This is a genomic window from Legionella sp., assembly GCF_965140895.1.
Taxonomy (GTDB): domain Bacteria; phylum Pseudomonadota; class Gammaproteobacteria; order Legionellales; family Legionellaceae; genus Legionella.
The window spans coordinates 17,522-40,946 of sequence record NZ_CBCSKT010000038.1; the positions used below are offsets into that span (position 1 = coordinate 17,522).

The window sequence follows — 23,425 nt, forward strand, 5'->3', positions numbered from 1 at the left end:
AGCCGTCATTGTGAACTTTGAAGTAGTGGCGGCTTGACTTATATGCTATAGGCTTTGCAATCCAACGCTCGGTATTCCACTATGAAAGCGAAATACCGCATCTGTTGCTAAAATAAATTCATTTTCAAGCGCTAAAAATTTAGCAATACGTTTACTTACATCTCCCCCATATAAATGGGCTAAACGCAAATAATCTTCAAAATGTCGTGCCTCAGATTTAACCAGTGTACCGTAAAATTTTGCTAAGGCTTCATCTTGAATGTAAGGCATGATCGCATAAAAGCGCTCACAGGAGCGGGCTTCAATAATAGCGCCAACAATCAACTGATCACATAAGCGTTCAGTACCATCCTTACGCGTGACTTGTTTATGTAATACAGTAGCATAGCCTGAAGGATGTAAGGGCCCAAATTTAATTCCACGTTGATTCATTACGTTGACCACTTTTTCAAAATGCAGAAGCTCTTCGCGTGCCAGAGGGGACATAACCTCGATAAGTTCTTTCCGTTCAGGATATTTACTCATAAAATTAATGGCAGTAGCCGCTGCCTTTCGTTCGCAGTGTGCATGATCAATCAATAGCAACGGAATCTGTTGAGCTGAATAGTCTAACCACAATTGGGGTGTTTTTATTTGGAGAAATTCATTTAATGTTTGTAAATCAGTATCTAATCGTTTTAACATCTGGTAAATACACTATACTTATCAAATAAATAGTCTTATATCACATACTGTAAATAAATTAAATTGGATGAAAAATGAGCGTAGAGAAATCAGAAAATGACTTAAGCAACTGGTTTTCAACTTACGGTGTGATAACCGCTGAGCGTATTCTAGGTCGATATCATATCAATTTAGCGCAAATTGATTTAGTCGCAGCTGTGAAAAGTACGTTTAGTTTTTATCATAAGGTGCTGCAAATACCCTTAAGAAATGTCCTTAATGGGATCGTGTTACAGCAGGCAAATGATTATCATGTCTACGTACAAAAGCTTTTTATTGATTATTTATTATCGGGAGAAAACTCTAAGGATGAGTCATCACCCGGGGCTAATACTCGTGAGGCACTGGAAAATGAACGTCAACAACTTCTTGCCTTAGGTGAGGAATATCATCAAAAAGAAGGCGAGCATAATTATTTAATTTCAAGCAGCCAAAACTTCCTAATAAAACTGTCGGCTGAGTTTAATAAAGCCTTTGATAAGGCAATAACGTCTATAGCACAAATTGCTAAGCAAATGGGTAGTCACGTGGATAAAAGCAAAATACGTAAGGCCATCAATTTTGCTTTAATTAATTGTGATTTAACTAATCCTAAGTTACAAAGTGATCTTTTGCTTTTTGTCGTCAAAATGAATGAAGCGCTTAACTTGTCATTAAATGATGATTTAAAAGGAAAAATTATGGAGAGCATTTCTGAGCTTACCAATATAATTCTTCAGTTTGACGAGAAAACACTAGCTTTTCGTGAGCGGGCGGAGGACATGACTGTTTTCGCAAATGGTTTTAGAACGCAATTTTATGACACTATTTTACGGGTTATTGAGCTAATTAAAATTTTACCTGAATATAAGATTAACACTGAGCAGGATGTTATCAACCGAGAGTCATTGTATTTTGATAAAAGCATAGGCAAACTTGAAAAAGCCTAGTTTAATCAATGCGGACTTTAAATGACGTCAACATAAAATATACCAGCACTTTGAGCTATATTCGCTGAATTTCCGCGGCTTGCCCGCGGGATGCATAAGAATCCTTGTAAAACATGGAAGATGAAGCCTGCGGTTAAGCTACAACGTAGCGCGCTTTTTAATTTTTAGCCTTACAGCAAAGCCTAGTCAACGCTCATACATACCCAATGAATTTATATTAGCCACAAAGCATCTATTTCGTGTATAATAGCGCGCTTTAACTATTAATTCCTATGGAGTGTGCATAATGGCAAAAGAATTAACATTATCAATTATTAAACCGGATGCTGTAGCTAAGTCTGTAATTGGTAAAATTTACACCCGTTTTGAAGATGCTGGTTTAGATATTATTGCTGCAAGAATGGCTCGCTTATCTCGTGAACAAGCTGAAAACTTCTATGACATTCACCGTGCTCGTCCTTTCTTCAACGACTTAGTTGAGTTCATGATTTCTGGTCCTGTAATGATCCAAGTGTTGAAAGGCGACAATGCTGTAATGAAAAATAGAGACATCATGGGCGCGACTAACCCTAAAGAAGCTGCTCCTGGTACTATTCGTGCTGATTTCGCAGATAGCATTGATGCAAATGCAGTTCACGGTTCTGACAGCTTAGAAAATGCTGCTCGTGAAATTGCTTTCTTCTTTGAACCACACGAAATTTGTGAGCGATAAGAATTAAGGTTGGGAGTAAAAATGACTGAGCAAAAAGTAAATCTATTGAATTATAGTTATCAGCAAATGCGAGAGCTATTGAGTTCATGGGGGGAGCAACCTTACCGAGCTCAACAGCTAATCCAATGGATTCATCAAGCAGGCTTAGTTGATTTTGCTCAAATGACCAATCTAGGGAAGGCTTTGAAAGCAAAGCTTTCCCAGCTTTCCTATGTTAAAGTGCCAGAAATCGTGGCGTGTCAAAAATCAAGTGACGGCACTCATAAATGGTTACTTAAGCTTGACTGCGGTAACTGCATTGAAACAGTATTTATTCCTGAAGCAAATCGAGGAACCCTCTGTGTTTCATCACAGGTTGGTTGTGCTTTAAATTGTTCTTTTTGCTCTACAGCAAAACAAGGATTCAATCGTAATTTAACTACTGCAGAAATTATTGGCCAGGTTTGGCTCGCAGTACGAGAATTATCAGCTAGCCAAGGAGCCCATGATAAACGCGTGACGAATGTAGTTATGATGGGAATGGGTGAGCCCTTACTTAATTTTGATAATGTTGTTTCAGCAATGGATATTATGATGGACGATTTTGCTTATGGTCTATCAAAACGACGTGTAACCTTGAGTACATCAGGTGTGTTGCCTGATTTAGAGCGTTTAAGAGAAGTCAGCCCCGTAGCGCTTGCTGTTTCATTACATGCTCCAAATGACGAATTACGTAATGAGTTGGTGCCAATTAATAAAAAATATCCTTTGGCGCAGCTTATGGCGATATGCAAATCTTATTTTAAAGATGAGCCAAGAAGAAAAGTGACTTTTGAATATGTGATGTTAAAAGGTGTGAATGATCAGCCCGAACATGCACATCAATTAATAAAGTTACTGAAAAACGTCCCATCCAAAGTGAATTTAATCCCCTTTAACCCATTTCCTATGGCACACTACGAACGCTCTCCACAAGAAGCTATTGATACGTTTAGAGATAAGTTAATTGCTCATGGAATTAATACAATCACACGTAAAACACGTGGTGATGATATTGATGCTGCTTGCGGGCAATTGGCAGGTGAAGTGAAAGACAGAACAAGCCGCTCTCAGCGTTGGCAAAAATTGAATTTTATGCCCAAGCCCGGGTCAGAGGCTAAAACAGAAGGCAGAGCAGGGTAGTTTGCAGTGTAAGTGTAGGCTGAGCTATAAAGGCCCAGCCTACATGCACCAAGATATAGATAAACGCTTAATTTAATTATTCGCGATTAAATATTTTTAATTTACTTGTTAGCAGGTATAATGCCGATTCTTTTTTGAATCGTTATGTGAGCATGGTGTTGAACGTACGTTATTTCTTCGGCATTGCCTTGTGTTTGCTTTTACAAGCATGTGCGCAGAATAATGACGCAAGCGAGCAGCTCAAAAAGCCGGATTTTACTAAGGCGGCAGCGTATAACGTTCAATTAGGACTAGGGTATTTAAAACAAGGCGATAGGCCAAGAGCCAAAAAGAAATTACTGACCGCTTTAGAGCAAGAGCCAAAGTCCATTGATGCTAATTCAGCCATGGCTTATTATTTTGAGCAAACTAGTGAGCAGGCACAAGCTAAGAGGTTTTATTTAAAAGCCATGTCATTGGCGGGTAATGCTGGGGCACAACTTAATAATTACGGTGCCTTTTTATGCCGGCAGGGTGATTATAAACAGGCTGAGTATTATTTTTTAAAAGCGACTGCTGACTTGCACTATGTGCATACTGCAGGTGCATATGAGAATGCAGGGCTTTGTGCATTATCTGTGAATCAGATAGAGCAAGCCAAGCCTTATTTTATAAAGGCATTAAATCAGGACCCGTCCAGAAAAGTTTCTTTTTATGAGCTGATTAAAATTGAAACTAAGAGTGGAAATAATGCAAGCGCATATGCATTAATACAAAAATATGCTGATTTAGTTTTAAATGATAGGACGTTGTTATTTTTGGCTAAGGAAATTGCAGAAAAAGCTGGCCAATATGAAGTCGCTGCAATGTATAAGCAAACTATTAAAAAAATGGATCCAAATCTCGATATAGGTGGAGCAAATAATGAGTACAATAACCACGCTTGATGATAATACAATCGTTCATGCGATCAATCCTGGAGCACAACTTGCGAGCATACGTGAGCAAAAGGGGTACACAGTAGATTATGTTGCCGATAAGTTACATTTACGAAGCCGCATTATCGAATTAATAGAAAGTAATGAATTTAGTTCATTACCAGGGGCTGTTTTTACTAAAGGCTATTTACGTGCCTATGCCAAACTATTAGATGTTTCTCCCGAGCCTTATCTTGCTGTGTTTAATGAGCGTTATGCTCCTGAGAAAAAAACTGATCGTGCTTTATGGCAACAAACGAAGCGCGAAACCAATAAGGCAGAGCACCTAATTCGTTGGGTTACTATTTTATTTGCATTAGGCGTTATGGTTGCTGTTGGTGTTTGGTGGCAAAAAAACCAAGAAAATCAACAATTGTTTTCTGAAAAAAGCGCACCTACTGATTTATCATTGAATAATAAAGCAATCAACGAAGTAAAATTAACAGATATTTCCAAGATGCAATCAATATTAAACCCTAAACCAGATATGTCTCCTTTGGAGAAAACAGGTGGCTGAAAAAATTCAAGCAATCCGCGGCATGAATGATGTTTTGCCTGAAAAAGCTGCATTATGGCGTCACATTGAGAATACGTTGATTACCTGTCTTAGCAATTATGGCTATCAGGAAATTCGTTTTCCTTTAGTAGAAAGTACACAGCTTTTTAAGCGAACTATTGGTGAAGTTACCGACATCGTTGAAAAAGAAATGTATACCTTTAATGACTTAAACGGTGACAGCATAACCCTTCGACCCGAAGGAACTGCAGGCTGTGTTCGTGCTTGTTTGGAACATGGATTGTTACACAATCAGCAACAAAAACTATGGTATTTAGGTGCCATGTTTCGTCACGAGCGTCCTCAAAAAGGGCGATACAGACAATTTACCCAATTAGGTGTAGAGGCTTTTGGTGTCCCTGGAGCACAAAGCGAACTGGAGCTTATTGCTCTATGCCGCAAATTCTGGACTGAATTAGGATTCGCTGATTTAGTTCAATTGCAAATAAATACTCTTGGGGAACTCTCAGAGCGTCAACAATATAAAAACATTTTGGTGGAATACCTCAACGATCATATTGATCAGCTTGACGAAGACAGCAAAAGACGATTAACCCGCAACCCGTTGCGTATTTTAGACAGCAAGAATCCTGAAATGCAGCAAGTAGTTGCCAATGCTCCTAAGTTGATTGACGTGCTTGAAGGAAAGAGCCGTGATCATTTCCAAGCTTTTTGCGCAGGTTTAGATGCATTAAACATTCCGTATGTTGTGAATCCCTTTTTAGTAAGAGGCCTTGATTATTATGGGCATACTGTATTTGAATGGGTTACTGATCGATTAGGAAGTCAGGCAACAATTTGTGCCGGTGGTCGTTATGACATTTTGGTTGAACAATTAGGTGGTAATCCTACTTCTGCTGCAGGTTTTGCATTAGGAGTGGAGCGTATTTATTTACTGATGGAAACCTTAGAGTTATTGAAACAAGAAATTAAAGAGAACTCTATATTTATTATCGGTACAAATGAAGAAGCGATCGTTAAAGGGCTTGTAATTGCTGAGTCAATTCGTGCGGCATACCCTGAGGTGGAAGTTCTTGTAAACACTGCTGGTGGTAGCTTTAAGAGCCAATTTAAGAAGGCTGATAAAAGTGGGGCGCGTTTGGCTTTAGTTTTAGGCGAAGATGAGCTTGCTAATCATAAGGTTAGTATTAAGGATTTACGCACTGGAATGGAACAGATTACTGTGGATCAAACCGCGGTGAATCAGTTTCTAAATGATTATTTGAAATGAGGCTACGTTGAAAGTTCAGGAGAGTGTGTTATGTCAGTTTATATGACAGAAGAGGAACAGTTAGAATCGATAAAAAAGTGGTGGAAACGCTATGGTAATATAATTTCCGTTATCATATCTGTCATACTTTTTAGTATTGCTGGCTATCGATATTTCACTTGGCACCAAGGCAAACTGACGCAGCAAGCATCCATTGCTTATGAGCAAATGATGATTGCTTTATCAAATAATAATACTAAAGCGGTAAAATCCTTTGCTAATGAGCTCATTAAGGACCACAGCAAGTCTGTATACGCTGATGCAGCTCACATGACTCTTGCTAAAGTTTATGTATCTAAAAATAAGCTGGATCAAGCGCAAAGTGAATTACGTATGGTGGCAGATAACAGCAAGTTAGGTACCTTAAAACAAATAGCGAAGATTCGTCTTGCACGTATTTTTGTAGCGAATAAATCATACACGAATGCTCTAAGCGAGCTAAGTAAAGTCGAAGATGCTACTTATTTACCTGTAATTAATGAATTGAAAGGTGATATATACGGTGCTACAGGAAAATACGAAGAAGCGATGAACTCCTATAAGCAAGCGATGGATGAGGTTAAGGTGAATGGAATGGGTAATTTATTTTTAGAAATGAAAACCAATGAAATTGCCGTTAAGACTCAGTCAATGATTTCGGATGAAAAGAAGACTCAAGCAGCATAATGAGGTTTAGTTTGATGAAAGTTAAATTAAGTATTTTGGCTCTTTGTGTAGCCATGCAAGGATGTTCAAAAGTTGATGATTATTTATTAGGTAAGGATAATACTCCTAAACCTAAAGAATTGGCTGAATTACACGATAAAATTAAAGTAGCACAAAACTGGTCTGCTCTTGTAGGTAAACCTGCTAAAAATAAAGAGTATCTAAGGCTAAAGCCGGTAATACACGGAGGCCTGATTTATACTGCTGATGCGAGTGGATTAGTGCGTGCTGTGAGTAAGCGTGATGGCCAGATTCTTTCGACGATGCCATTAAAACATGGCTTGGTCAGTGGCCCAACTCTGGGTAATGGCTATCTTGCTGTTGGCACAGATAATTCTTCAGTGGTTCTATTGAATCAAGCTGATGGAAAAAAAGTGTGGCAAAAGAAAGTTTCTGGTGAAGTATTATCACCACCCGCAGTGACACACGGTAAAGTAATTGCCAAAACCATCGATGGAAAAGTTTATGCATTTAATGCAAAAGATGGTAAGCAACTCTGGATGGCAGAGCATGGTTCACCTAATTTGATTTTAAAAGCAAGTTCATCGCCAGTGGTAGTTGGTGGATTAGTGCTAATCGGTTTTTCTGATGGAAAAATGGATGCCTATGATATCAGCAGTGGACGATTAATTTGGCAGCGCAGTATTGCTTATGCATCAGGTGCGAGCGATGTAGAGCAGCTGGTTGATATTGATGCAGATCCAATTATTGATGGTAGTGTTGCTTATTTGGGTAGTTACCAGGGATATATTGGCGCTTTATCGTTGAATGATGGGCAATTTATCTGGAAGAAATCTGGCTCAGTTTATAAAAATATGCTGTTAAGTGGTAATACCTTGTATGTGAGTGATAGCCATGACGTTATTTGGTCTATTAATAAGCAAACAGGCCAAGTTAATTGGAAGCAAAAAGTGTTAAAGGCGCGAGGACTAACGGAGCCTACACTTGTAGGGACTAATTTAGTCGTTGGTGATAAAACGGGATACCTGCATTTTATCGACTCTCAAAATGGTGAAATACTCGCTCGGTTTAAAGCCGCAGGTGGGGTAAGTATTTCTCCAAGCGTAACAGGACGAACGCTTTATTTGCTAACTGATAATGGAATACTTAGTAAACTATCTGTGAGTTAATATAATGGTTCCTGTAATTGCGCTGGTTGGACGTCCTAATGTAGGTAAATCTACGCTATTTAATCGGTTGACTAAAACCCAAGATGCTCTTGTTGCTGATTTTCCCGGCTTAACGCGTGACAGACAATACGGTCAAGCACTGCATGAGCGTAAGTCTTATATCGTAGTCGACACTGGAGGAATTGGTGTTGATGATATTGAAGTTGATAGTTTAATGTCAAAACAATCAACTGTTGCTTTAAATGAGGCAGATATCGTTCTCTTTCTAGTTGATGGGCGTTCAGGGTTAACTGGAATCGATGAAAATATCGCGGAAAATTTAAGAAAATTAAATAAAAAAGTACATCTTGTTGTTAATAAAACTGAAGGTTTGGATGATGATGTCGCTTGTGCTGACTTCCAATCTTTAGGCATTAATGATATTCATTCGATTTCTTCATCGCATGGCAGTGGTATTTATTCATTGCTGGATGAGGTTTTAGCCCCATATGCACCTCAAGTAGAGGCTGAAGTAGGGGACGAGCACGAAATCAAGATTGCTTTTGCAGGCCGCCCAAATGTAGGAAAATCAACGCTTATTAACCGTATTTTAGGTGAAGAGCGTGTCGTTGTATTTGATATGCCCGGTACAACGCGTGATAGTATTGCGATTCCTTTTACACGTGATGATAAACGATATGTCTTAATTGACACTGCAGGTGTACGCCGTAAATCACGTATCGATGAAAAAATAGAAAAGTTCTCAGTAATTAAAACCTTACAAGCGATTAAAGAGTCGAATGTTTGTTTACAACTTCTTGATGCTGATGAAGGGATTACTGATCAAGATATGAATTTACTTGGCTTCATTATTGAGTCAGGTAAAGCTTTAGTTATTGCCGTGAACAAGTGGGATGGCAAAGATGAAGAGCATAAGGAAAAAATTAAAAGCGAATTATCGAGAAGATTACATTTTGCCAATTTTGCTAAAATCAGATTTATTTCTGCATTGCATGGTAGTGGTGTAGGTACTCTATTTAAGGATATTAATGAGGCTTATGCTTCAGCGGTACAGTCATTCTCTACGCCAAGATTAACTCGTTTATTACAAGATATTTGCACCAAGCACACACCACCATGTGTTAGTGGTCGTCGTATCAAGCTTCGGTATGCGCATCTTGGTGGACATAATCCGCCCGTAATTGTTATCCATGGGAACCAGCTTGCTGATTTACCGGATAGTTATAGACGTTATTTGAACAACGAATTTACTAAACACTTGGGATTGGTTGGTACTCCTTTGAAGCTGGAATTTAGAGGTGGCTCAAATCCTTATGCGGAGAAGAAAAATAAGCTGTCAGAACGTCAGGTAAATAAGAAAAGACGATTAATGAGTTGGTCTAAGAAGAAAAAAGCTAAAGCAAAAAAGAAGTAATTACTAATTAGCATTTTTTTGATTAATGAGCCGTTAAACAGATTCGTCATTGTGAGCGCATCGAAGCAAGCCAGAGCGGTGCTTTGTTCATGCTCAGTACTGGGTTGCTTCGGCGCGCTCGCAATGACGACAGCGTTTTTCCGTGTAGAGTTGTTAACGTGGCGTGATACGGGTTGAATCTGGATCCCACTGACAAGCGGTGATGCTCGGCTAAACTGTCCACGCAGTACTTATCAAACTATTTTATTCTCAAAGTTAACACATCGCAGGGCGCATGGTTTACGGTTGCATGTGCCGTACTTCCTAGCAAAGAACTGAACCCTGAAATTGAATGGCTACCAAGGATGATCAATTGGCAATTCAATTCCTTCACTTTACTGAAGATATGCTCTCTAACCGAGCCGATCTCAACAAATTGTTGTTCTTCAGGTATGTGAAGACTCTCTCCAAGTAATGACAAAACCATTTGTGCATCATCTTTTGCTGGATTTACTAATTCAGTAAATCCAAGTCCTTGAGCTAATTGGATACTAGCTGGTAATTCGATTACATGCAAAAGGTATAATTGAGCATTAAGTTGCTTTGCTATTTCAACTGCTTTTTCAGCGAGATGGCTATGTTCTTTAAGTAAGTCTGTAGCAAATAATATATTAGTATACATGGCATCCCTCGCGATAAGTATGTTCTTTATTTTGAAGTGTAGCCGATCTGAGGTAAGTGTTCATAATTTAAGAGAAAATTTTAGAGTAATAATTTTTGTTATTTCTGATCAGGGGCTTGAAAGCCCTGCCTACAGGCCTAATCATTTTCTTTGATGATACGTTTTATACCTGTTCTTCACAAAGCGTTTCTTGCTTTATTATCATCTGTGAGGATGAAGGGATGAGTCGCAGTAGTAGGTGGTTGTTTTTTAAGTAGTTTATTTATTATATTAACGCCAGACAGCTCAGAAAGTGGCTGAAGCACAAAATCTCTTGATGTAATATACGGATGAGGAATGGTCAGATTATTAATCTGGAGCGTTTTATTGCCATAAGTGAGTATATCTATATCAATAACCCTAGGCCCCCAGCGTTTTTTACGTACCCGGCCTTGTTGTTTTTCAATTTCTTGACAGGCTCTTAATAACTGCAAAGGGGCTAAGGTAGTATTAATTTCGACTACTGCATTACAAAAATCTTGTTGGCCTTGTAAACCCCAAGCTTTGGTCCAATGAAAACTCGACACTTTCGTTAGTGAGGTAGATCTTAAGGCTCGGATGGCTTTGATGGCTCGTCGGAGTTGGCGTTCAGGTGATTTTTGATTTGAACCCAACCCGAGATAGCATATATTCATTGTGGTGCAGCAGGCTTAGGTTTTCTACGGCGCTTGCTTTTTTTTGCCGGTGAGCCAGCATTAAGTTCTGCCACCATTTGATTTCGTGCCTCTTCACTTGCTTCTTGGAATGAGGTCCACCATTGCGCCAGTTCCATTGACTCATCACCGGCAAGCGCACGCAACGCCATGAAATCATAAGCAGCTCTAAATCGTGGATGCTGTAATAAGTTAAATGCTCTACCACCTAAACGTTTTCCAAAACGGTATTGTAATAACCATATCTCACGGATAATTTGGGTGTAGCGCTTTGGAATCGAGATGATTTTATTTTGTTCTGCAATAACAATAGACATTGCCTTTTCTACAGCAGGTAAGGGGTCCATACCTGTGCTTTGTAATTGCTTAGACCGTTCAATCATGGGGAACCATAAGATCACTGCAAACAAAAATGCAGGCGTTACTGGTTTGTCATCTTGAATTCGTGTATCCGTATTTTCAAGCGCAATCGCTAACAAGGCATTAACAGGGTACTGACTATCAAATAGGGCGGTTGTTTGTGGGCATAAATGCTGGAATAAGCCATATTGCATTAGCAGTTTCTGTACTGTTTCGGCATTGCCACATTGATACAGCTTAGTCATTTCATCGAATAAACGAGAATTGGACACATGCGTAATCAATGAACTGATTTCTGGAAATGGTGCTTCTGTCTCTGGAGCCAGATTAAAATGCAGTTTGGCACTAAATCGTATGGCACGTAGCATTCTTACTGGATCTTCTTTATAGCGGGTTACTGGATCACCAATCATGCGGATAAGTTTATCCTCAACATCCTTAACACCACCAGTAAAGTCAATAATAGATGAATCCACTATATTGTAATAAAGTGAATTAATGGTGAAATCGCGCCGCCAAGCATCTTCATCCAAGGAGCCAAAGCTATTATCGCGGACTAGCATACCGCGCTCATTTGTCTGCTGGTTTTCATCAAGGGAGGCATGGCCACGAAAGGTTGCCACTTCAATAATCTCACGATGAAAAAGCACATGGACTAGCTTAAATCGGCGGCCAATAATACGCCCATTGCGGAACAAGCTCTTGATTTGATTAGGTGTTGCATTGGTTGCCACATCAAAATCTTTGGGGGCTTTATTAAGTAACAGATCACGAACACTGCCACCAACAATGTATGCTTGGAATCCACTACTATTTAAACGGTTAAGCACTTTTAATGCATTACTGCTAATGTCCGCTTTAGATATGGAATGATGATTCCTTGGAATGATGTAAGCTGTGCTAACAGGATTTGGATGTGCCCTGTTTCTCTTAAGCAGCTTTTTGATAAATTTGATGATTGTAGTTTCTCACATTATTAGACAAAACTAGATAATTATAGCGAAGCCAATCAATAAAGTGAATCTTTTGTATTTAGAAACAATGCCCAAATGTGAAATTTATTTTAAAACAGATGCAAGAAAATTAAAGAAGTCATCGCTTAGGCACAAAAAGAGCACCATGATCTCTTTGTATTCATTTGTATGCTAATATATCCATTTAAATACCTGCAATATTTAATCAAGATATTTAATGTAAATCCAAGACATCGGGAACTAAATTGCAATGCTTATGAACTCTATTGGGTAACGGTATCTTTTAGGTCTCTTTTCAAGTATCCTGATTTACCTTTAAATAAATTACAGTGTAGAGCAAAAGTTAAATTGACGGCACCTTATCAAGCATGTCATTAACGAGCTATAATCGAAACCAGAGTAGAGAGGAATCTTCCTCTTCTAAAACCGCGCTATTCTTACTCAATATATGAATATCAGGAATGTAGAGAGCCGCTAATTCATTATTAGTCCAGTGCTCTGTATCCCAATAATAAAAGTCTATTACTCGATAGCCTTTTGTTTTGAGCTTTTGAATCGCATCATTACGATATAGCTCATGCTCATCTTCTCTTCCTTTAATTCCATATATAAGTTCTGTTGCTTTAAATATATAGATAGGGTTTTCTGGCGCTAGTTGCGCTGCTTTTTCAAAATGAGTTTTATATTCTTCACCTAAGCTGAAAAACTGAATCATATCTGCAAGCATAAAATGAGCTTTAGCAAGGACTAGTTTTTGCTCTGGATCCTCCGTAGATGTCAATAATTCAATAACTCGAAGCAGCGATGAGCGAGTTTGAGAAAAAGTAGCTTGATGTTCTCTATTGTGTTTGTTTTGCTCCTCAAAATCACAGTCATAAGTGACACCAACCTTTATTTTTGCGCTTAAATAAGCTATTTGGCTCATGAGACCTTTGGCTAATGCTTTCTTATGAAACATCTTTTCTTCATCTGTTTTGGGAAAACAGGCATCTAATAGGCGAATTGCTTTATTGATTACTTCAAGACCTTTTGGCTTTTTTTCATCAGAATCAATGAGTAGTTGAGCATAAAGTCTTTTATGAGTGTAATAATCTTCGATATAGGAATCGGGTAATAAAGCAGCTGCCTTTTTCTTTGCACATAGGCTGTTCAGATAATTTTTTTCTGCTTTGTCCCATAATTCATTTCCTCGTTCGCCTGAGCCTTTTATATAAAGTCCCTCACCGACACTATCAAAATATTGGGCTAAAATTTTTACTTGCTGAAGAGTAAATGGAACTACCTTGTCATGTTTTTCAAATAATGCGTATGCCGCATCATATTTTTTAGTTTCTACGAAAAGAGCAAATGCTTTATCAGGATTATGTTCTGCCAAGTGTGAATCATAATGTTCGGCAAGTGCGATATTTTGTACGGTATTATTTTCTTGAAGAATATGTTGGGCTAGTTTTAATGCCAAAGGTGTATCTTTTACAACATAGTTAGCACGTTGTTGTGCTGTAAATTTTTCAAATAAGTATTTCAGCGCTTTATCCAGGTCTGAGAGTTGATTGATCAAATTAAATGCCTCATCTAATTCATTGTGTTCCAGATGATGCTCAATATATAAATTTAATTCTTTATTATAAGCAACAGAGTCAATCTGTCGTGCTCGTTCAAGAAGAAGTTGCGCCTTGCGTTGCGCGGAACTAATAAAATTCATCCCATAAAAGAACCGTCTTTTTTCGGTCTTTGCTACTTTGATATAGTGTTCTGCCATTTTTTGAGCATAAAGACTGTGTTTCGGATAGATGTATTTGGGTTCAGCTAAATGTTTTTGTAAGTGACTAAGGTTGATATTTTCTATCTGTTCAAGAGCTGCAATAGTAGACTCAACTAATCCCATATCTTGTGGATCAAGCAAAGGAATTTCTTCTGGCAAGCTCAGGCTTTTTAGGGTGCTGCCGAAAGCACCATTTGCGTATAGATACTGCGAAGTATACGGGACAATGAGATTATCATAGTCAACTATGAGTCTGCGCTGTAGGGTATTTGTAGTTGTGGGATTTTTAGATCGAGTGTTTGTATCAACAAGATCTAAATAATCGGCGGGTAATGGATAATGACGCATTTTCTTAATAATGGATTGGTCATAAGCACGTAAATATCCATAATACGCTAATTTTTCTAAACTAAATTGAACTTTTTCTATTTGACAGTGATTATCAAGACCAAACCAACCTTTAAAACTTTGAAACGCATACATAAACCAGTTAGTAGGCTCTATCACGTAGCCATTGGTATAAATGTATTTGCTTGTAGTTAATGAATGCCAATGTTGAAAATATTGTGTTTCATTATGTTGAAAAGGGATGACATCAGGATAATATACAAGATAACTCAATAAATGCGTGGGGAATTTAAAAAGTAAATCATAACGAATTGACATAATGAAATGCCCTCCAAGGCGTCATTGAGGTCAAAAATGGATCATAATTATATGATTTTTGTTAGCTTATTTGCAAGATAATAAAGGTTCAGATGTTTTTTATGATATCTTATTAAAGAATATCTTCGCAGCGAAGAGTACGAAGTTGGGTATCACAATTAAATCATTTATTAATCAGAGAGATAGATGGAATTTTTAGATATTATTACAAGTTTAATTGTCTTAGTGATCTTAGAGGTTGTCCTTGGAATAGATAATTTGGTCATTCTCTCCATTTTGACGGAAAAATTACCCGTTCACCAACGAAAAAAAGCACGGCGTTGGGGGCTTACTTTTTCCTGGGTAACACGATTACTGTTACTGGGATTAGCGGTTAACTTGATTCGGCTGACCAGGCCTCTAATTACGATTAGTCAAGTTTCTCTTTCAATGCGAGATATATTTTTAATACTTGGAGGGGCATTTTTAATTTGGAAGGCTACGGATGAAATTCATCAGGATGTGGTAGCCGAGGACGATGACGAATCAGAAAAAAGTGAAACGACTTCTGTCAAGGCAAGTTTTAACATCGTGATCTTTCAAGTTGCGCTGATGGATATTATTTTCTCCTTAGACAGCGTCTTGACTGCGGTAGGGCTAACTTCGCGGTTTTGGGTTATGGCTTTTGCAATCACATGCGCCATTTTAATTATGATTTTTGCCAGTGAATGGGTTAGTGCGTTTATAAAAAAACACCCAACCATTAAAATGTTGGCTTTAAGTTATTTAATTTTGATTGGTATGGTACTCGTTGCTGATGGCTTATCTTTCCATATTCCTCGTGGGTATCTCTATTTTGCAATGGGATTTTCATTAGCTGTAGAATCTTTGAATTTAATGAAACGCTCTCGAAAACGAGGCAAAAAAACTTCAGGACATTAATTTATGTTGTACGTTAAAGCTTTTCATATTATTGCCATGGTAGCTTGGTTTGCCGGGTTATTTTATTTACCGCGATTATTTGTTTACCATGCAGATACACAGGATGAAATTAGTAATGAACGTTTTAAAATTATGGAGCGTCGTTTGTATTATGGAATCACCTGGCCTGCAGCGATACTCACGACAGTTCTTGGGTTGTGGCTGTTAAGTTATAACCCAAGCTACTATCTGAAAGCAGGGTGGATGCATGCGAAATTGACTTTAGTGGTCATTTTATGGGGTTATCATTTGTTGTGTGGGCATTATAGGAAGGCTTTTGCTCAGGGTAAAAATCAAAAAAGCTCACGTTTCTTTCGTATGTATAATGAAGCGCCAACACTATTACTGGTAGGAATCGTTTTATTAGTTGTAGTGAAATAACGAACCTATTAGAATTTTAGGTTGAGCCGATAGCGGCCATTGGCTCAACCTAAAATATAACAGTTCAGCTTGTGTTTAATCCATTTCCACCATATCAAAATCTTCTTTACCTGCACCACAATCAGGGCAAAACCAGTTTTCTGGTACATCTTCCCAACGAGTGCCTGGCTCAATGCCATCTTCAGGCCAACCATCGGCTTCGTCATAGATGAATCCACAAATGACACAGATGTATTTTTTATATTCTTGCATAGTCGTTTCTACTCATTTAAAAATGCATAATTTATCGGCTGTAGGCTTAGATGTAAAGTGAAACTACGAAAAACTCATTGCTACAGAGGCTTTCTTAATATGTAATCTGGGTAATTTTAGTAAATTACCCAGATTATGCCGTAGTGTTTTTTATCAAGCTTTTATAGTAATTTTATGTGAATATCCTCTCTAAATTGTTTGGCATTAGCATGTTCAGTAAGATTTAGAGCCAGTGCATCCCCGCGAATTAAAACTTCATTTGCCAAGGTTACTAAATGCCCCGGAAGCGTTGAAACGCTTGTACGTAATTCAGCCATCAGATCATTGACCATATTTGGGGTAAATCTGCCCAACTCAATTTGCTCATCAAAGTTTGCCAGCATTGTATTTAATGTTTCAATATTAGTTTGGTTTTTCACATTTCCGAAGAACCGACCTAATTTATGCCGTGTTTCATGGAAGCGTGCGTTATCTGGTGTTGGATAGTGCTCATCAAAATAACTGATTGAGGCATTTTGCAAACATCGAACTAATTCAATGAATTCATGTTGGTTATGGGCAGTGAACCGTTTAAAGCTATGTGCCTCTTTAGCATCCAATGACCATTTACTTAAGACCTGGTCTTCCATTTGGTTCAGGGTATTAAAGTAACGACTTTGGCCACTGTTATTCATATTAAACCAACGAGTTTGATTTTGTTCTTCATCATTTTGAATGGCAACGCGTTTAGCGAGACTAATTGCTTGAAGCACTTCGTAATATTGGGGAGTATCTGCAGTTAGCCCTGCGAGTTCAATATTGAGCATCTGTGCTTGCTTGCTCTGTACGTTCTGTCGATTTAAACCAAGAGCACTTGATAAGTGCTTATTAGTTTATTTAAATTATGTGACAAATCGGATGCTTTACGATGGCTTTCTTCTGTCGTGTATGGAATAAGCAGTTTAGGTTTGCCTATGACGCTTAATTCATCCGCTAATTTTAGTAACTCATGTTGTTGTCTTACGGTTAGATCACGTTTTGTATGCACATTTTGTTTACCTTGGTGCTCTTCCAGCACCTCTTGAGTGCGCCTAACGTACTGATTAAATCCATCCTGGAGTAATTGCTCATTTTAATGAAAGGAAAACCGACTTATATTTGTTGTTGGGAAGTTATCGATAAACAAGTAAAACTTATTGAGGTGTATTATGTCGGAACACATGAAAAAGCCCCATACTGAAAATATTGCTATGGTTACTTGGCATGGTGCACATTATGCTTTGCCAGTAGGTGTTATTGAAAAATATAGGGTTAAAGAAAAAAACAAAACTCATTTATCTATTGATGATGTTTTTGGTGATCTAATTAAAGAACATGGTGAGCCTGGTCTTTTGTTAAAAAGTTTACGCCATAGAGAAGATTTGAGCCAAATTGAATTAGCTAAAATTTTAAATATTTCTCAAACTAATTTATCTGCGATGGAGAATGGTAGGCGGGCTATTGGAAAGGAATTAGCAAAACGCATAGCTGAAGAATTTAAAATTGATTATAGAAATTTTTTATAGATTGAAATGATAAAAAATTTTAAAAAGGAAGATGGTTATTTGGAGGAGGATTTTCTCCATTTTGGATATGATCATATAGATACTGGCTTGGATTTATTAAAATCAGGTGAGCCTGGGCAATTTGATTCGGCAGGAACTTTAATCCATCTAGGAATTGAGCAGGTTTTTAAGGCATGGCATCTCCATTATTTCAATATATTTTCAAATACACATAATCTTATTGAGTTAACTGAATTACTTACTAAAATAGAATTGACGGAGCAATTCAAGGGTACACTAGAAATGCTAGATAAGTATTTTTTATTAAGATATCCAAGAAGAGTCGAGGGTCCCATAGAAATAGGGAGTGATGACATTGCAAAGATCGAAGAGTTTCTTGATTATCTATGGGGAATTACTCCAAATGAACTGATAATAAAATATAAAGATATAAATCCTTATCGGAAGGGTGGTAGGGTAACAATGCAAAGGCCCGTATATGAACAGAAGGAATGATAATAGGCCTTGTGCTCCGGAACTTGCGCTGTGACGCAAAAGTAAAGTTGTCATTGATATGCAAATTCCGATTTAACTTTTGTGATGGAGATAATCAGTAAATTTGGCTGTTATCTGGATATAAATACCGTCAAATATATCAATCTAGTTCCAGCTCTTACCGTTATAGGAACAGCAATGAATAATGACCTCTGGCCGGGATCTTTGTAAAAAAGGGTCATGTCCATATTTAGACCCTGTAAGTATCTAAACCCTGATGGAGTTCGCTGTTGATCTGGGCAATTCTTTCTGCAGAATAACCAATCTCTATTATAGAAACCCGGAAGGAGAAAATTGGACGTTAATAGAAAATAAAAAAACAAGGTACTCCTAACGTGTAGAAGGCATAATTTGATTTAAATTTGGTCCTTATTTTAAGAGCGTGATGAAGAAACGAGAGTCCAAGCCATCAGATAAATGGCACCTGGATGAACAACAACTACGTATTAGAGGAGCGACTTATTATCTATGGCGTGCTGTGGATGATGAGGGTTATGAGCTGGATGTATTTCTGCCAAAGCGACGTAATAAAAAGGCGGCCATCCGCTTCCTGTCTCGCTTATTAAACGCCTATCCCAAACCAATGGTTATCGCTAAGAAGCTATTTGAGACCAATTCGCCAGATGTGCAAAGGAGTCGAGCATCGCTCGCATAAAAGGCTCAATAATCGGGTTGAAAATGCTCATCAGCCCACGCGTAGAAAAGAAAAATTAAATCACCAGCAGGGGCGCAGAGCCTCATCGCCATCGCTGTTGGAAGCTACACCCATTCCGCTTCTCATCGAAAAATACAATTTCATAAAGCCAAAGAAATTTGGAATTCCGCAGCAACTGAGATTCTTTGCGCCTAAAATTCGACAAAAAATACTTTTTGCTCTTTCAATAGTTAACTTGACGGTGCCCTCCAAACCCATAAAACGGCAGGAGTCACAGGGAAAGTGAGTACTTTCCCTTAAGATCATTACATATGACAGCTTTGTGAGTCCACACCGACTTGGGCAAATGCATTAACTACGGCAGATTCGTCGTATTGCAAATCACGTGCTGCTTTGATAACTCCACAAAGAGCATGGGAAAAATCCTCTTTTGGAGTCCAATAAACGCGATTTGCTTGTACCATAACAGAAAATGCTTTTTTAACATCCCAGCCTGGGGTTGTTGCAAGCAAATAAAAGGCACGTCTGTATATACCACTACTGTAATGAACAGGCATTTGGTCATCATATTGGGATGCATGATCTATGGAACAATTATCTCCTGGTGCACGCGAGCCACAATCTTTACTAGGCCAATCCATATAGGAAATAGGTTGGCCTGTTTTGGAAACTTCAGCACCAATTTGCCAATCACTTTGTCCCTTAATATAAAATTGTAAAGCCTGAGCCGTCATGCTAGCAAAAGCTACATTTATAGCGCCGGCCTTTGGATCGGCAATATCAAGATGCGAATGTTGATCTGTAAATACATAAGACAGCAGCAATGAAAGAATATCAGGAGATGTGAAGGGGTAATAATCTTGATTACCATCACCTATGGCAACGAGGTTATTTTCATATACGTATGCGTTATCTTGCTCAAAAGCATGGGTCACGATCTTTATTGCCAAAGGAGAACCATCTGAATTTTGTGCTACAGGAATGCCAAACCATTCTTGAAACATCTTACTGATGATAGTGGTAGCATACAATACATCATTATCGCTTGCGTATCCGCCATTTCGCATATCCAGACTCTCATTCCAGTACACACCATTGTGGTACTTGTTGGATGAGGCACAACTGTAAGATACGAGGTTCAGGAATCCCCAAAAACTATAGTGATATACGCTTGCATTCTGATTTTCCATATAACAGGTTTGATTTGTAGCGTCACGTCGTACAAGAAATGCAGCGAGGTGATTGGGTAGACCATCATACATTAATATGGATGTTTGCTCATTACCGCCGTAACCACCGCCAAGACTGAAATTATTTTTTTCTGAAAGAGAAGATGTATTGGAACCCATCGTTTTTATTGGGGCTTTTTGCTTTTGTTTTTTTGCTGCAATATCAGCAAGCTGTAGCGCTGAAAGAGGCATCAGTGATTTCATTTTCGAAGGTACATGATTTTGCACCGAGAGGCTTTCTGCAGCGAAAAGCTGGAGCGGTACAACACTTAAAAGTAACAGTTTTGTAATGACAGATGAATGCATGAATACCTCATAATAAGTAAAACAGATTTAAAGAGTGGCGATTATATGGTGAAACTTATTTCAACACAATGTGCTTATATTTTCTATCGTGGTTCGAATAAGTTATAAATTAATAGACATTAAACGTAATATTTTAGAGATGAATGCTTGTAAATAATAAAGATTAAAAAATAGAACATGTCGAGTAGCCACTCCCCATTACTGAGGAGCAGCCCTCTAAGAACGATGCGGGCTAGTTTCCCAGCACATCGCTCAAGCCCTCATAAGGCTGATTGAGTTCAGCCCAGCAGTTGCAGCGTGTGTTGGCAGATTTGCTTTTCTGATTTTCTTCTCCCGCTCCTTAAAGTACTCTTTGAAACGGGGGTCAAATGGATTTGCCTCTGCTTTCACTTTTATATGACGTCTTATGTGTGTGTCCGTTGCACGTTTGAGATAAAGAGTTTTCTTATTTCCTTCTTTGTCTTTTATGGTGCAATAAAACCCAAATCGAGATTTAATTGAACACTACCTGTATTATTATAACATCAATTAAGATGGCTCCAATGTAATGAACCATCCCACAATTAGGTTGAATATAATCCAATATGGATTTATAATGGCATGTCGTTATTAAGTACGTTAATATTTCTTAACAAAAGCCAGGTATAAATCCATGCTAAACCGTAAACAAACATACGCCATGCTCATGTTACATAGGCGCGCAAACAACTTCTTTTCTACATTACCAATTGAGTTAATTCAAGAAATCAGAGGGTGGGCAAATAGCGATATTGCACAGGCATTGCAGTATGCAGCTTACGCACGACAAGAAGATGTGAGCGCGCTACTTAAAATGTTAGATGAGAATCCAACACTAATGCGTCAATCAGCCGATGTGAAAACACCTGGTGGCGATGAAATAAGAGATGTAACCATTTATGAGTTTGCATTGGGGGCAGGAGATTATGAGCTGGCAAGAATTGTACAGGGCTATTTTTCAAAAATAAACGATGGTCAACAGCAAATGATGCGTCAATATAAGCGGTATAAACCGCATATTGAAGGATTGCTTGAAGAGAAACCTTATGATTTAACGCCGTTGATTGACCTTATTATGCAGGCCTCTGCTGAGGATGTTAAAGCATTACTCAATAAAGATATGGCTCGCAAGAGCGATCTTTCTGAAGCCATCATCCAGTTTCGAAAGGACTGGGCGCCTCGAATTTTGACTGAACCCTGCATGCATTATAATTATGCTAGCCTTCGACATGCTTTTGATATATTTGAGCGTGTGAGGGAAGATTTATGTAAAGCAGATGCGAATGCTTATGACAAGATTATTTTGGTGTGGCGACAATTGATAGGTTTTGAAATGAGACGCTTGCCTGGTATTGATAGATGTGTGATGGCGCAGGGTCTTTGTTATATAATAGAAGAACAAGAGCCTCATTCTCGTTCATATAGATTTGAAAATAGCGATAGTGATTTTCCGATTATTGCGTCCGATGATGTTCTTGCTGGCCTTGGTTCGGATTTTGCCGTCGATGGTGTAGGCGAAATCAACATCGTTCCGCATCCGGGTGGCTCAAGATGGCCCGGTTTGGCGTTTGAGGAACTTATCTTGAACAAAAAATTAAAACTTAAAGAGCTTATGCCGACGCGATCAGTATATCAACTAGCCCAATGTGTAATTTGTTAGTGCTCGCGGTAGCGACACGCTTATGCAGGTCGTTTGTTAATCCGCCCCGAGTTACAGAGATGTGAAGATGTACATGCCAGTTGAGGGTTCTACCAAAGGTATGTAAGGCCATAAAGATACCGAGTTTAGACCTCTGGCCGGGATCCTTGTAAAAAAGGGCTATGGTCAAATTTAAATCAAATTATGCCTTCTACACGGTAGGGGTACCTTGTTTTTTTATTTTCTATTTACGTCCAATTTTTTCCTTCCGGGTTTCTATAATAGAGATTGGTTATTCTGCAGAAAGAATTGCCCAGATCAATAGCGAATTCCATCAGGGTTTAGTTACTTGCAGGGTCTAAATATGGACATGACCCTTTTTTACAAAGATCCCGGCCAGAGGTCTATATTAAGTAAACTTAACTCATACAATAATCAAAATAAGCTATATAAAGCTTTTCATGAACTAGGAAAAGTGATCAGGACTACTTTTTTATTGGAATATATCTCTGATAAAGAACTCAGACAAATCATCACTACGACCACAAACAAAGTAGAGTCTTATAATGGCTTATCTGATTGGATAAGATTTGGTTCCAAACAACTTGTAGCCAGCAATGATCCTGATGAAATGGAAAAATCCATAAAATATAATACGCTGATTGCAAACTGTATTATGCTGCAAAATGTTATTGATATAACTGACATTTTCCACGAATTGCAAGAAGAAGGTTATAAAATAACTAAAGAAGATGTGAGTTACATGAGTCCCTACATGACTGAGCATCTTAAGCGATTTGGGGAGTATGTTTTAGATTTAAATAAAAAGCCAAAAAACCTAGGCGTGACAAGGGCTAAAGTATCATTTTGAAAATCAAATTGGTCAAATTTACAGGTATCCTGACTCGCCTCGAAATGCGCCAATTCATCTCGTCGAGGCTTGGTAGCATCGTACGGCGTCACCCATAGGGTTATCTCTCATTAGTTTCTGAGCACATGAGTTCCGCTCTTTAATTAAATTGTATGTGTTAAATAAGGACAGGCATATGTTGTTTTTTGTTTTCATTTAATCTTAAAAGTCTAAAATATAGACAGGTAAATCATTTTTTAAATTATGCTTCTGTGTTGTGGTTTTGATTGATGAGTAAAATAAAGAAATAAATACGTACATAATGAGTTTTTCGTAATCCATGTATTAGTCAAGACTTTTTTGCCAAATTCAACATTTGTATTGTA

25 protein-coding genes and 1 pseudogene are annotated in these 23,425 nt (G+C 38.2%); 16 read left to right on the plus strand and 10 right to left on the minus strand.

Features of this window, described 5'->3' with window-relative positions; genetic code table 11:
* Positions 1 to 45 precede the first annotated feature (45 nt).
* Positions 46 to 684, minus strand: a complete 639-nt coding sequence (locus ACQY7T_RS05320) for a tRNA-(ms[2]io[6]A)-hydroxylase (protein ID WP_428411762.1) — start codon at positions 682 to 684, stop codon at positions 46 to 48.
* Positions 685 to 758: 74 nt separating this feature from the next.
* On the opposite strand from ACQY7T_RS05320, the gene ACQY7T_RS05325 reads away from it, so the two are divergent.
* The 9 genes from ACQY7T_RS05325 (at position 759) to der (ending at position 9,556) form a co-directional block, all read left to right on the plus strand.
* Positions 759 to 1,652, plus strand: a complete 894-nt coding sequence (locus ACQY7T_RS05325) for a hypothetical protein (protein ID WP_428411764.1) — start codon at positions 759 to 761, stop codon at positions 1,650 to 1,652.
* Positions 1,653 to 1,938: 286 nt separating this feature from the next.
* Positions 1,939 to 2,364 (plus strand): nucleoside-diphosphate kinase, encoded by a 426-nt coding sequence (gene ndk / locus ACQY7T_RS05330; protein ID WP_133135112.1) that lies wholly within the window; start codon positions 1,939 to 1,941, stop codon positions 2,362 to 2,364.
* Between the two features lie 21 nt (positions 2,365 to 2,385).
* Positions 2,386 to 3,525, plus strand: a complete 1,140-nt coding sequence (gene rlmN, locus ACQY7T_RS05335; protein WP_428411767.1) for a 23S rRNA (adenine(2503)-C(2))-methyltransferase RlmN — start codon at positions 2,386 to 2,388, stop codon at positions 3,523 to 3,525.
* A gap of 152 nt (positions 3,526 to 3,677) precedes the next feature.
* Positions 3,678 to 4,451 (plus strand): type IV pilus biogenesis/stability protein PilW, encoded by a 774-nt coding sequence (pilW, locus tag ACQY7T_RS05340; protein ID WP_428411868.1) that lies wholly within the window; start codon positions 3,678 to 3,680, stop codon positions 4,449 to 4,451.
* Positions 4,429 to 4,998: a helix-turn-helix domain-containing protein gene (locus ACQY7T_RS05345; RefSeq protein ID WP_428411769.1), complete on the plus strand. Its 570-nt coding sequence runs from the start codon at positions 4,429 to 4,431 to the stop codon at positions 4,996 to 4,998. Before pilW ends, ACQY7T_RS05345 begins: the two co-directional genes overlap by 23 nt.
* Positions 4,991 to 6,268: a histidine--tRNA ligase gene (gene hisS / locus ACQY7T_RS05350; RefSeq protein ID WP_428411771.1), complete on the plus strand. Its 1,278-nt coding sequence runs from the start codon at positions 4,991 to 4,993 to the stop codon at positions 6,266 to 6,268. Before ACQY7T_RS05345 ends, hisS begins: the two co-directional genes overlap by 8 nt.
* A 30-nt stretch (positions 6,269 to 6,298) precedes the next feature.
* Positions 6,299 to 6,973 (plus strand): YfgM family protein, encoded by a 675-nt coding sequence (locus ACQY7T_RS05355; RefSeq protein WP_428411772.1) that lies wholly within the window; start codon positions 6,299 to 6,301, stop codon positions 6,971 to 6,973.
* Between the two features lie 14 nt (positions 6,974 to 6,987).
* Positions 6,988 to 8,142 (plus strand): outer membrane protein assembly factor BamB, encoded by a 1,155-nt coding sequence (bamB, locus tag ACQY7T_RS05360; RefSeq protein WP_428411774.1) that lies wholly within the window; start codon positions 6,988 to 6,990, stop codon positions 8,140 to 8,142.
* Positions 8,143 to 8,146: 4 nt separating this feature from the next.
* On the plus strand, positions 8,147 to 9,556 hold the full coding sequence (der, locus tag ACQY7T_RS05365) for a ribosome biogenesis GTPase Der (protein WP_428411776.1): 1,410 nt from the start codon (positions 8,147 to 8,149) through the stop codon (positions 9,554 to 9,556).
* A 238-nt stretch (positions 9,557 to 9,794) separates the two neighbouring features.
* Here the strand turns inward: der and ACQY7T_RS05370 are convergent, their stop codons facing one another.
* The 4 genes from ACQY7T_RS05370 to ACQY7T_RS05385 form a co-directional block, all read right to left on the minus strand.
* On the minus strand, positions 9,795 to 10,217 hold the full coding sequence (locus ACQY7T_RS05370; protein ID WP_428411779.1) for a universal stress protein: 423 nt from the start codon (positions 10,215 to 10,217) through the stop codon (positions 9,795 to 9,797).
* A gap of 176 nt (positions 10,218 to 10,393) precedes the next feature.
* Positions 10,394 to 10,891: a 2-amino-4-hydroxy-6-hydroxymethyldihydropteridine diphosphokinase gene (gene folK / locus ACQY7T_RS05375; RefSeq protein WP_428411781.1), complete on the minus strand. Its 498-nt coding sequence runs from the start codon at positions 10,889 to 10,891 to the stop codon at positions 10,394 to 10,396.
* Positions 10,888 to 12,207, minus strand: a complete 1,320-nt coding sequence (gene pcnB / locus ACQY7T_RS05380; protein ID WP_428411870.1) for a polynucleotide adenylyltransferase PcnB — start codon at positions 12,205 to 12,207, stop codon at positions 10,888 to 10,890. Before pcnB ends, folK begins: the two co-directional genes overlap by 4 nt.
* A gap of 418 nt (positions 12,208 to 12,625) precedes the next feature.
* Positions 12,626 to 14,671, minus strand: coding sequence for a hypothetical protein (locus ACQY7T_RS05385; RefSeq protein ID WP_428411783.1), 2,046 nt, complete (start codon positions 14,669 to 14,671; stop codon positions 12,626 to 12,628).
* Between the two features lie 186 nt (positions 14,672 to 14,857).
* Here ACQY7T_RS05385 and ACQY7T_RS05390 point away from each other — a divergent pair, with 186 nt between their 5' ends.
* On the plus strand, positions 14,858 to 15,592 hold the full coding sequence (locus ACQY7T_RS05390; protein WP_428411785.1) for a TerC family protein: 735 nt from the start codon (positions 14,858 to 14,860) through the stop codon (positions 15,590 to 15,592).
* A 3-nt stretch (positions 15,593 to 15,595) separates the two neighbouring features.
* Entirely contained in the window at positions 15,596 to 16,012 is a 417-nt protein-coding gene (gene hemJ, locus ACQY7T_RS05395; protein ID WP_428411787.1) for a protoporphyrinogen oxidase HemJ, read from the plus strand.
* Between the two features lie 75 nt (positions 16,013 to 16,087).
* On the opposite strand, the gene ACQY7T_RS05400 is transcribed toward hemJ, so the two are convergent.
* From ACQY7T_RS05400 to ACQY7T_RS05410, 3 genes are all read right to left on the minus strand, one after another.
* On the minus strand, positions 16,088 to 16,264 hold the full coding sequence (locus ACQY7T_RS05400) for a rubredoxin (RefSeq protein ID WP_428411789.1): 177 nt from the start codon (positions 16,262 to 16,264) through the stop codon (positions 16,088 to 16,090).
* Between the two features lie 161 nt (positions 16,265 to 16,425).
* On the minus strand, positions 16,426 to 17,070 hold the full coding sequence (locus ACQY7T_RS05405) for a hypothetical protein (protein WP_428411790.1): 645 nt from the start codon (positions 17,068 to 17,070) through the stop codon (positions 16,426 to 16,428).
* A 32-nt stretch (positions 17,071 to 17,102) separates the two neighbouring features.
* A complete protein-coding gene (locus tag ACQY7T_RS05410; RefSeq protein WP_428411792.1) occupies positions 17,103 to 17,291 on the minus strand; it encodes a hypothetical protein in 189 nt (62 codons plus the stop codon).
* A gap of 160 nt (positions 17,292 to 17,451) precedes the next feature.
* Here ACQY7T_RS05410 and ACQY7T_RS05415 point away from each other — a divergent pair, with 160 nt between their 5' ends.
* The 3 genes from ACQY7T_RS05415 (at position 17,452) to ACQY7T_RS05425 (ending at position 18,997) form a co-directional block, all read left to right on the plus strand.
* Positions 17,452 to 17,808, plus strand: a complete 357-nt coding sequence (locus ACQY7T_RS05415) for a helix-turn-helix domain-containing protein (protein WP_428411794.1) — start codon at positions 17,452 to 17,454, stop codon at positions 17,806 to 17,808.
* Between the two features lie 6 nt (positions 17,809 to 17,814).
* A complete protein-coding gene (locus tag ACQY7T_RS05420; protein ID WP_428411796.1) occupies positions 17,815 to 18,303 on the plus strand; it encodes a hypothetical protein in 489 nt (162 codons plus the stop codon).
* 424 nt (positions 18,304 to 18,727) lie between these two features.
* Complete coding sequence (locus ACQY7T_RS05425) at positions 18,728 to 18,997, plus strand: DDE-type integrase/transposase/recombinase (protein WP_428411798.1); 270 nt, start codon at positions 18,728 to 18,730, stop codon at positions 18,995 to 18,997.
* A 305-nt stretch (positions 18,998 to 19,302) separates the two neighbouring features.
* On the opposite strand, the gene ACQY7T_RS05430 is transcribed toward ACQY7T_RS05425, so the two are convergent.
* Positions 19,303 to 20,532 carry a M4 family metallopeptidase gene (locus tag ACQY7T_RS05430; protein ID WP_428411800.1) on the minus strand — a complete coding sequence of 410 codons (1,230 nt, stop codon included), beginning with the start codon at positions 20,530 to 20,532 and terminating at the stop codon, positions 19,303 to 19,305.
* Positions 20,533 to 21,184: 652 nt separating this feature from the next.
* Between ACQY7T_RS05430 and ACQY7T_RS05435 the strand changes: the two genes are divergently transcribed.
* Positions 21,185 to 22,210, plus strand: coding sequence for a hypothetical protein (locus tag ACQY7T_RS05435; protein ID WP_428411802.1), 1,026 nt, complete (start codon positions 21,185 to 21,187; stop codon positions 22,208 to 22,210).
* Between the two features lie 37 nt (positions 22,211 to 22,247).
* Here ACQY7T_RS05435 and ACQY7T_RS05440 read toward each other — a convergent pair.
* Positions 22,248 to 22,334, minus strand: a pseudogene (locus ACQY7T_RS05440) (transposase); the annotation flags it as partial.
* A gap of 219 nt (positions 22,335 to 22,553) precedes the next feature.
* Between ACQY7T_RS05440 and ACQY7T_RS05445 the strand changes: the two are divergent.
* On the plus strand, positions 22,554 to 23,060 hold the full coding sequence (locus tag ACQY7T_RS05445) for a Tn3 family transposase (protein WP_428411804.1): 507 nt from the start codon (positions 22,554 to 22,556) through the stop codon (positions 23,058 to 23,060).
* The last annotated feature ends 365 nt before the right edge of the window (positions 23,061 to 23,425 follow it).

What these genes read in the sequence shown, in the direction of transcription:
- ACQY7T_RS05320 (WP_428411762.1), bottom strand. Translation starts at nt 684, where the DNA reads ATGTTAAAACGATTAGATACTGATTTACAAACATTAAATGAATTTCTC.
- ACQY7T_RS05325 (WP_428411764.1), top strand. Translation starts at nt 759, where the DNA reads ATGAGCGTAGAGAAATCAGAAAATGACTTAAGCAACTGGTTTTCAACT.
- ndk (WP_133135112.1), top strand. Translation starts at nt 1,939, where the DNA reads ATGGCAAAAGAATTAACATTATCAATTATTAAACCGGATGCTGTAGCT.
- rlmN (WP_428411767.1), top strand. Translation starts at nt 2,386, where the DNA reads ATGACTGAGCAAAAAGTAAATCTATTGAATTATAGTTATCAGCAAATG.
- pilW (WP_428411868.1), top strand. Translation starts at nt 3,678, where the DNA reads ATGGTGTTGAACGTACGTTATTTCTTCGGCATTGCCTTGTGTTTGCTT.
- ACQY7T_RS05345 (WP_428411769.1), top strand. Translation starts at nt 4,429, where the DNA reads ATGAGTACAATAACCACGCTTGATGATAATACAATCGTTCATGCGATC.
- ACQY7T_RS05355 (WP_428411772.1), top strand. Translation starts at nt 6,299, where the DNA reads ATGTCAGTTTATATGACAGAAGAGGAACAGTTAGAATCGATAAAAAAG.
- bamB (WP_428411774.1), top strand. Translation starts at nt 6,988, where the DNA reads ATGAAAGTTAAATTAAGTATTTTGGCTCTTTGTGTAGCCATGCAAGGA.
- der (WP_428411776.1), top strand. Translation starts at nt 8,147, where the DNA reads ATGGTTCCTGTAATTGCGCTGGTTGGACGTCCTAATGTAGGTAAATCT.
- ACQY7T_RS05370 (WP_428411779.1), bottom strand. Translation starts at nt 10,217, where the DNA reads ATGTATACTAATATATTATTTGCTACAGACTTACTTAAAGAACATAGC.
- folK (WP_428411781.1), bottom strand. Translation starts at nt 10,891, where the DNA reads ATGAATATATGCTATCTCGGGTTGGGTTCAAATCAAAAATCACCTGAA.
- ACQY7T_RS05385 (WP_428411783.1), bottom strand. Translation starts at nt 14,671, where the DNA reads ATGTCAATTCGTTATGATTTACTTTTTAAATTCCCCACGCATTTATTG.
- ACQY7T_RS05390 (WP_428411785.1), top strand. Translation starts at nt 14,858, where the DNA reads ATGGAATTTTTAGATATTATTACAAGTTTAATTGTCTTAGTGATCTTA.
- hemJ (WP_428411787.1), top strand. Translation starts at nt 15,596, where the DNA reads ATGTTGTACGTTAAAGCTTTTCATATTATTGCCATGGTAGCTTGGTTT.
- ACQY7T_RS05400 (WP_428411789.1), bottom strand. Translation starts at nt 16,264, where the DNA reads ATGCAAGAATATAAAAAATACATCTGTGTCATTTGTGGATTCATCTAT.
- ACQY7T_RS05405 (WP_428411790.1), bottom strand. Translation starts at nt 17,070, where the DNA reads ATGCTCAATATTGAACTCGCAGGGCTAACTGCAGATACTCCCCAATAT.
- ACQY7T_RS05415 (WP_428411794.1), top strand. Translation starts at nt 17,452, where the DNA reads ATGTCGGAACACATGAAAAAGCCCCATACTGAAAATATTGCTATGGTT.
- ACQY7T_RS05420 (WP_428411796.1), top strand. Translation starts at nt 17,815, where the DNA reads ATGATAAAAAATTTTAAAAAGGAAGATGGTTATTTGGAGGAGGATTTT.
- ACQY7T_RS05425 (WP_428411798.1), top strand. Translation starts at nt 18,728, where the DNA reads ATGAAGAAACGAGAGTCCAAGCCATCAGATAAATGGCACCTGGATGAA.
- ACQY7T_RS05430 (WP_428411800.1), bottom strand. Translation starts at nt 20,532, where the DNA reads ATGCATTCATCTGTCATTACAAAACTGTTACTTTTAAGTGTTGTACCG.
- ACQY7T_RS05435 (WP_428411802.1), top strand. Translation starts at nt 21,185, where the DNA reads ATGCTAAACCGTAAACAAACATACGCCATGCTCATGTTACATAGGCGC.
- ACQY7T_RS05445 (WP_428411804.1), top strand. Translation starts at nt 22,554, where the DNA reads ATGGACATGACCCTTTTTTACAAAGATCCCGGCCAGAGGTCTATATTA.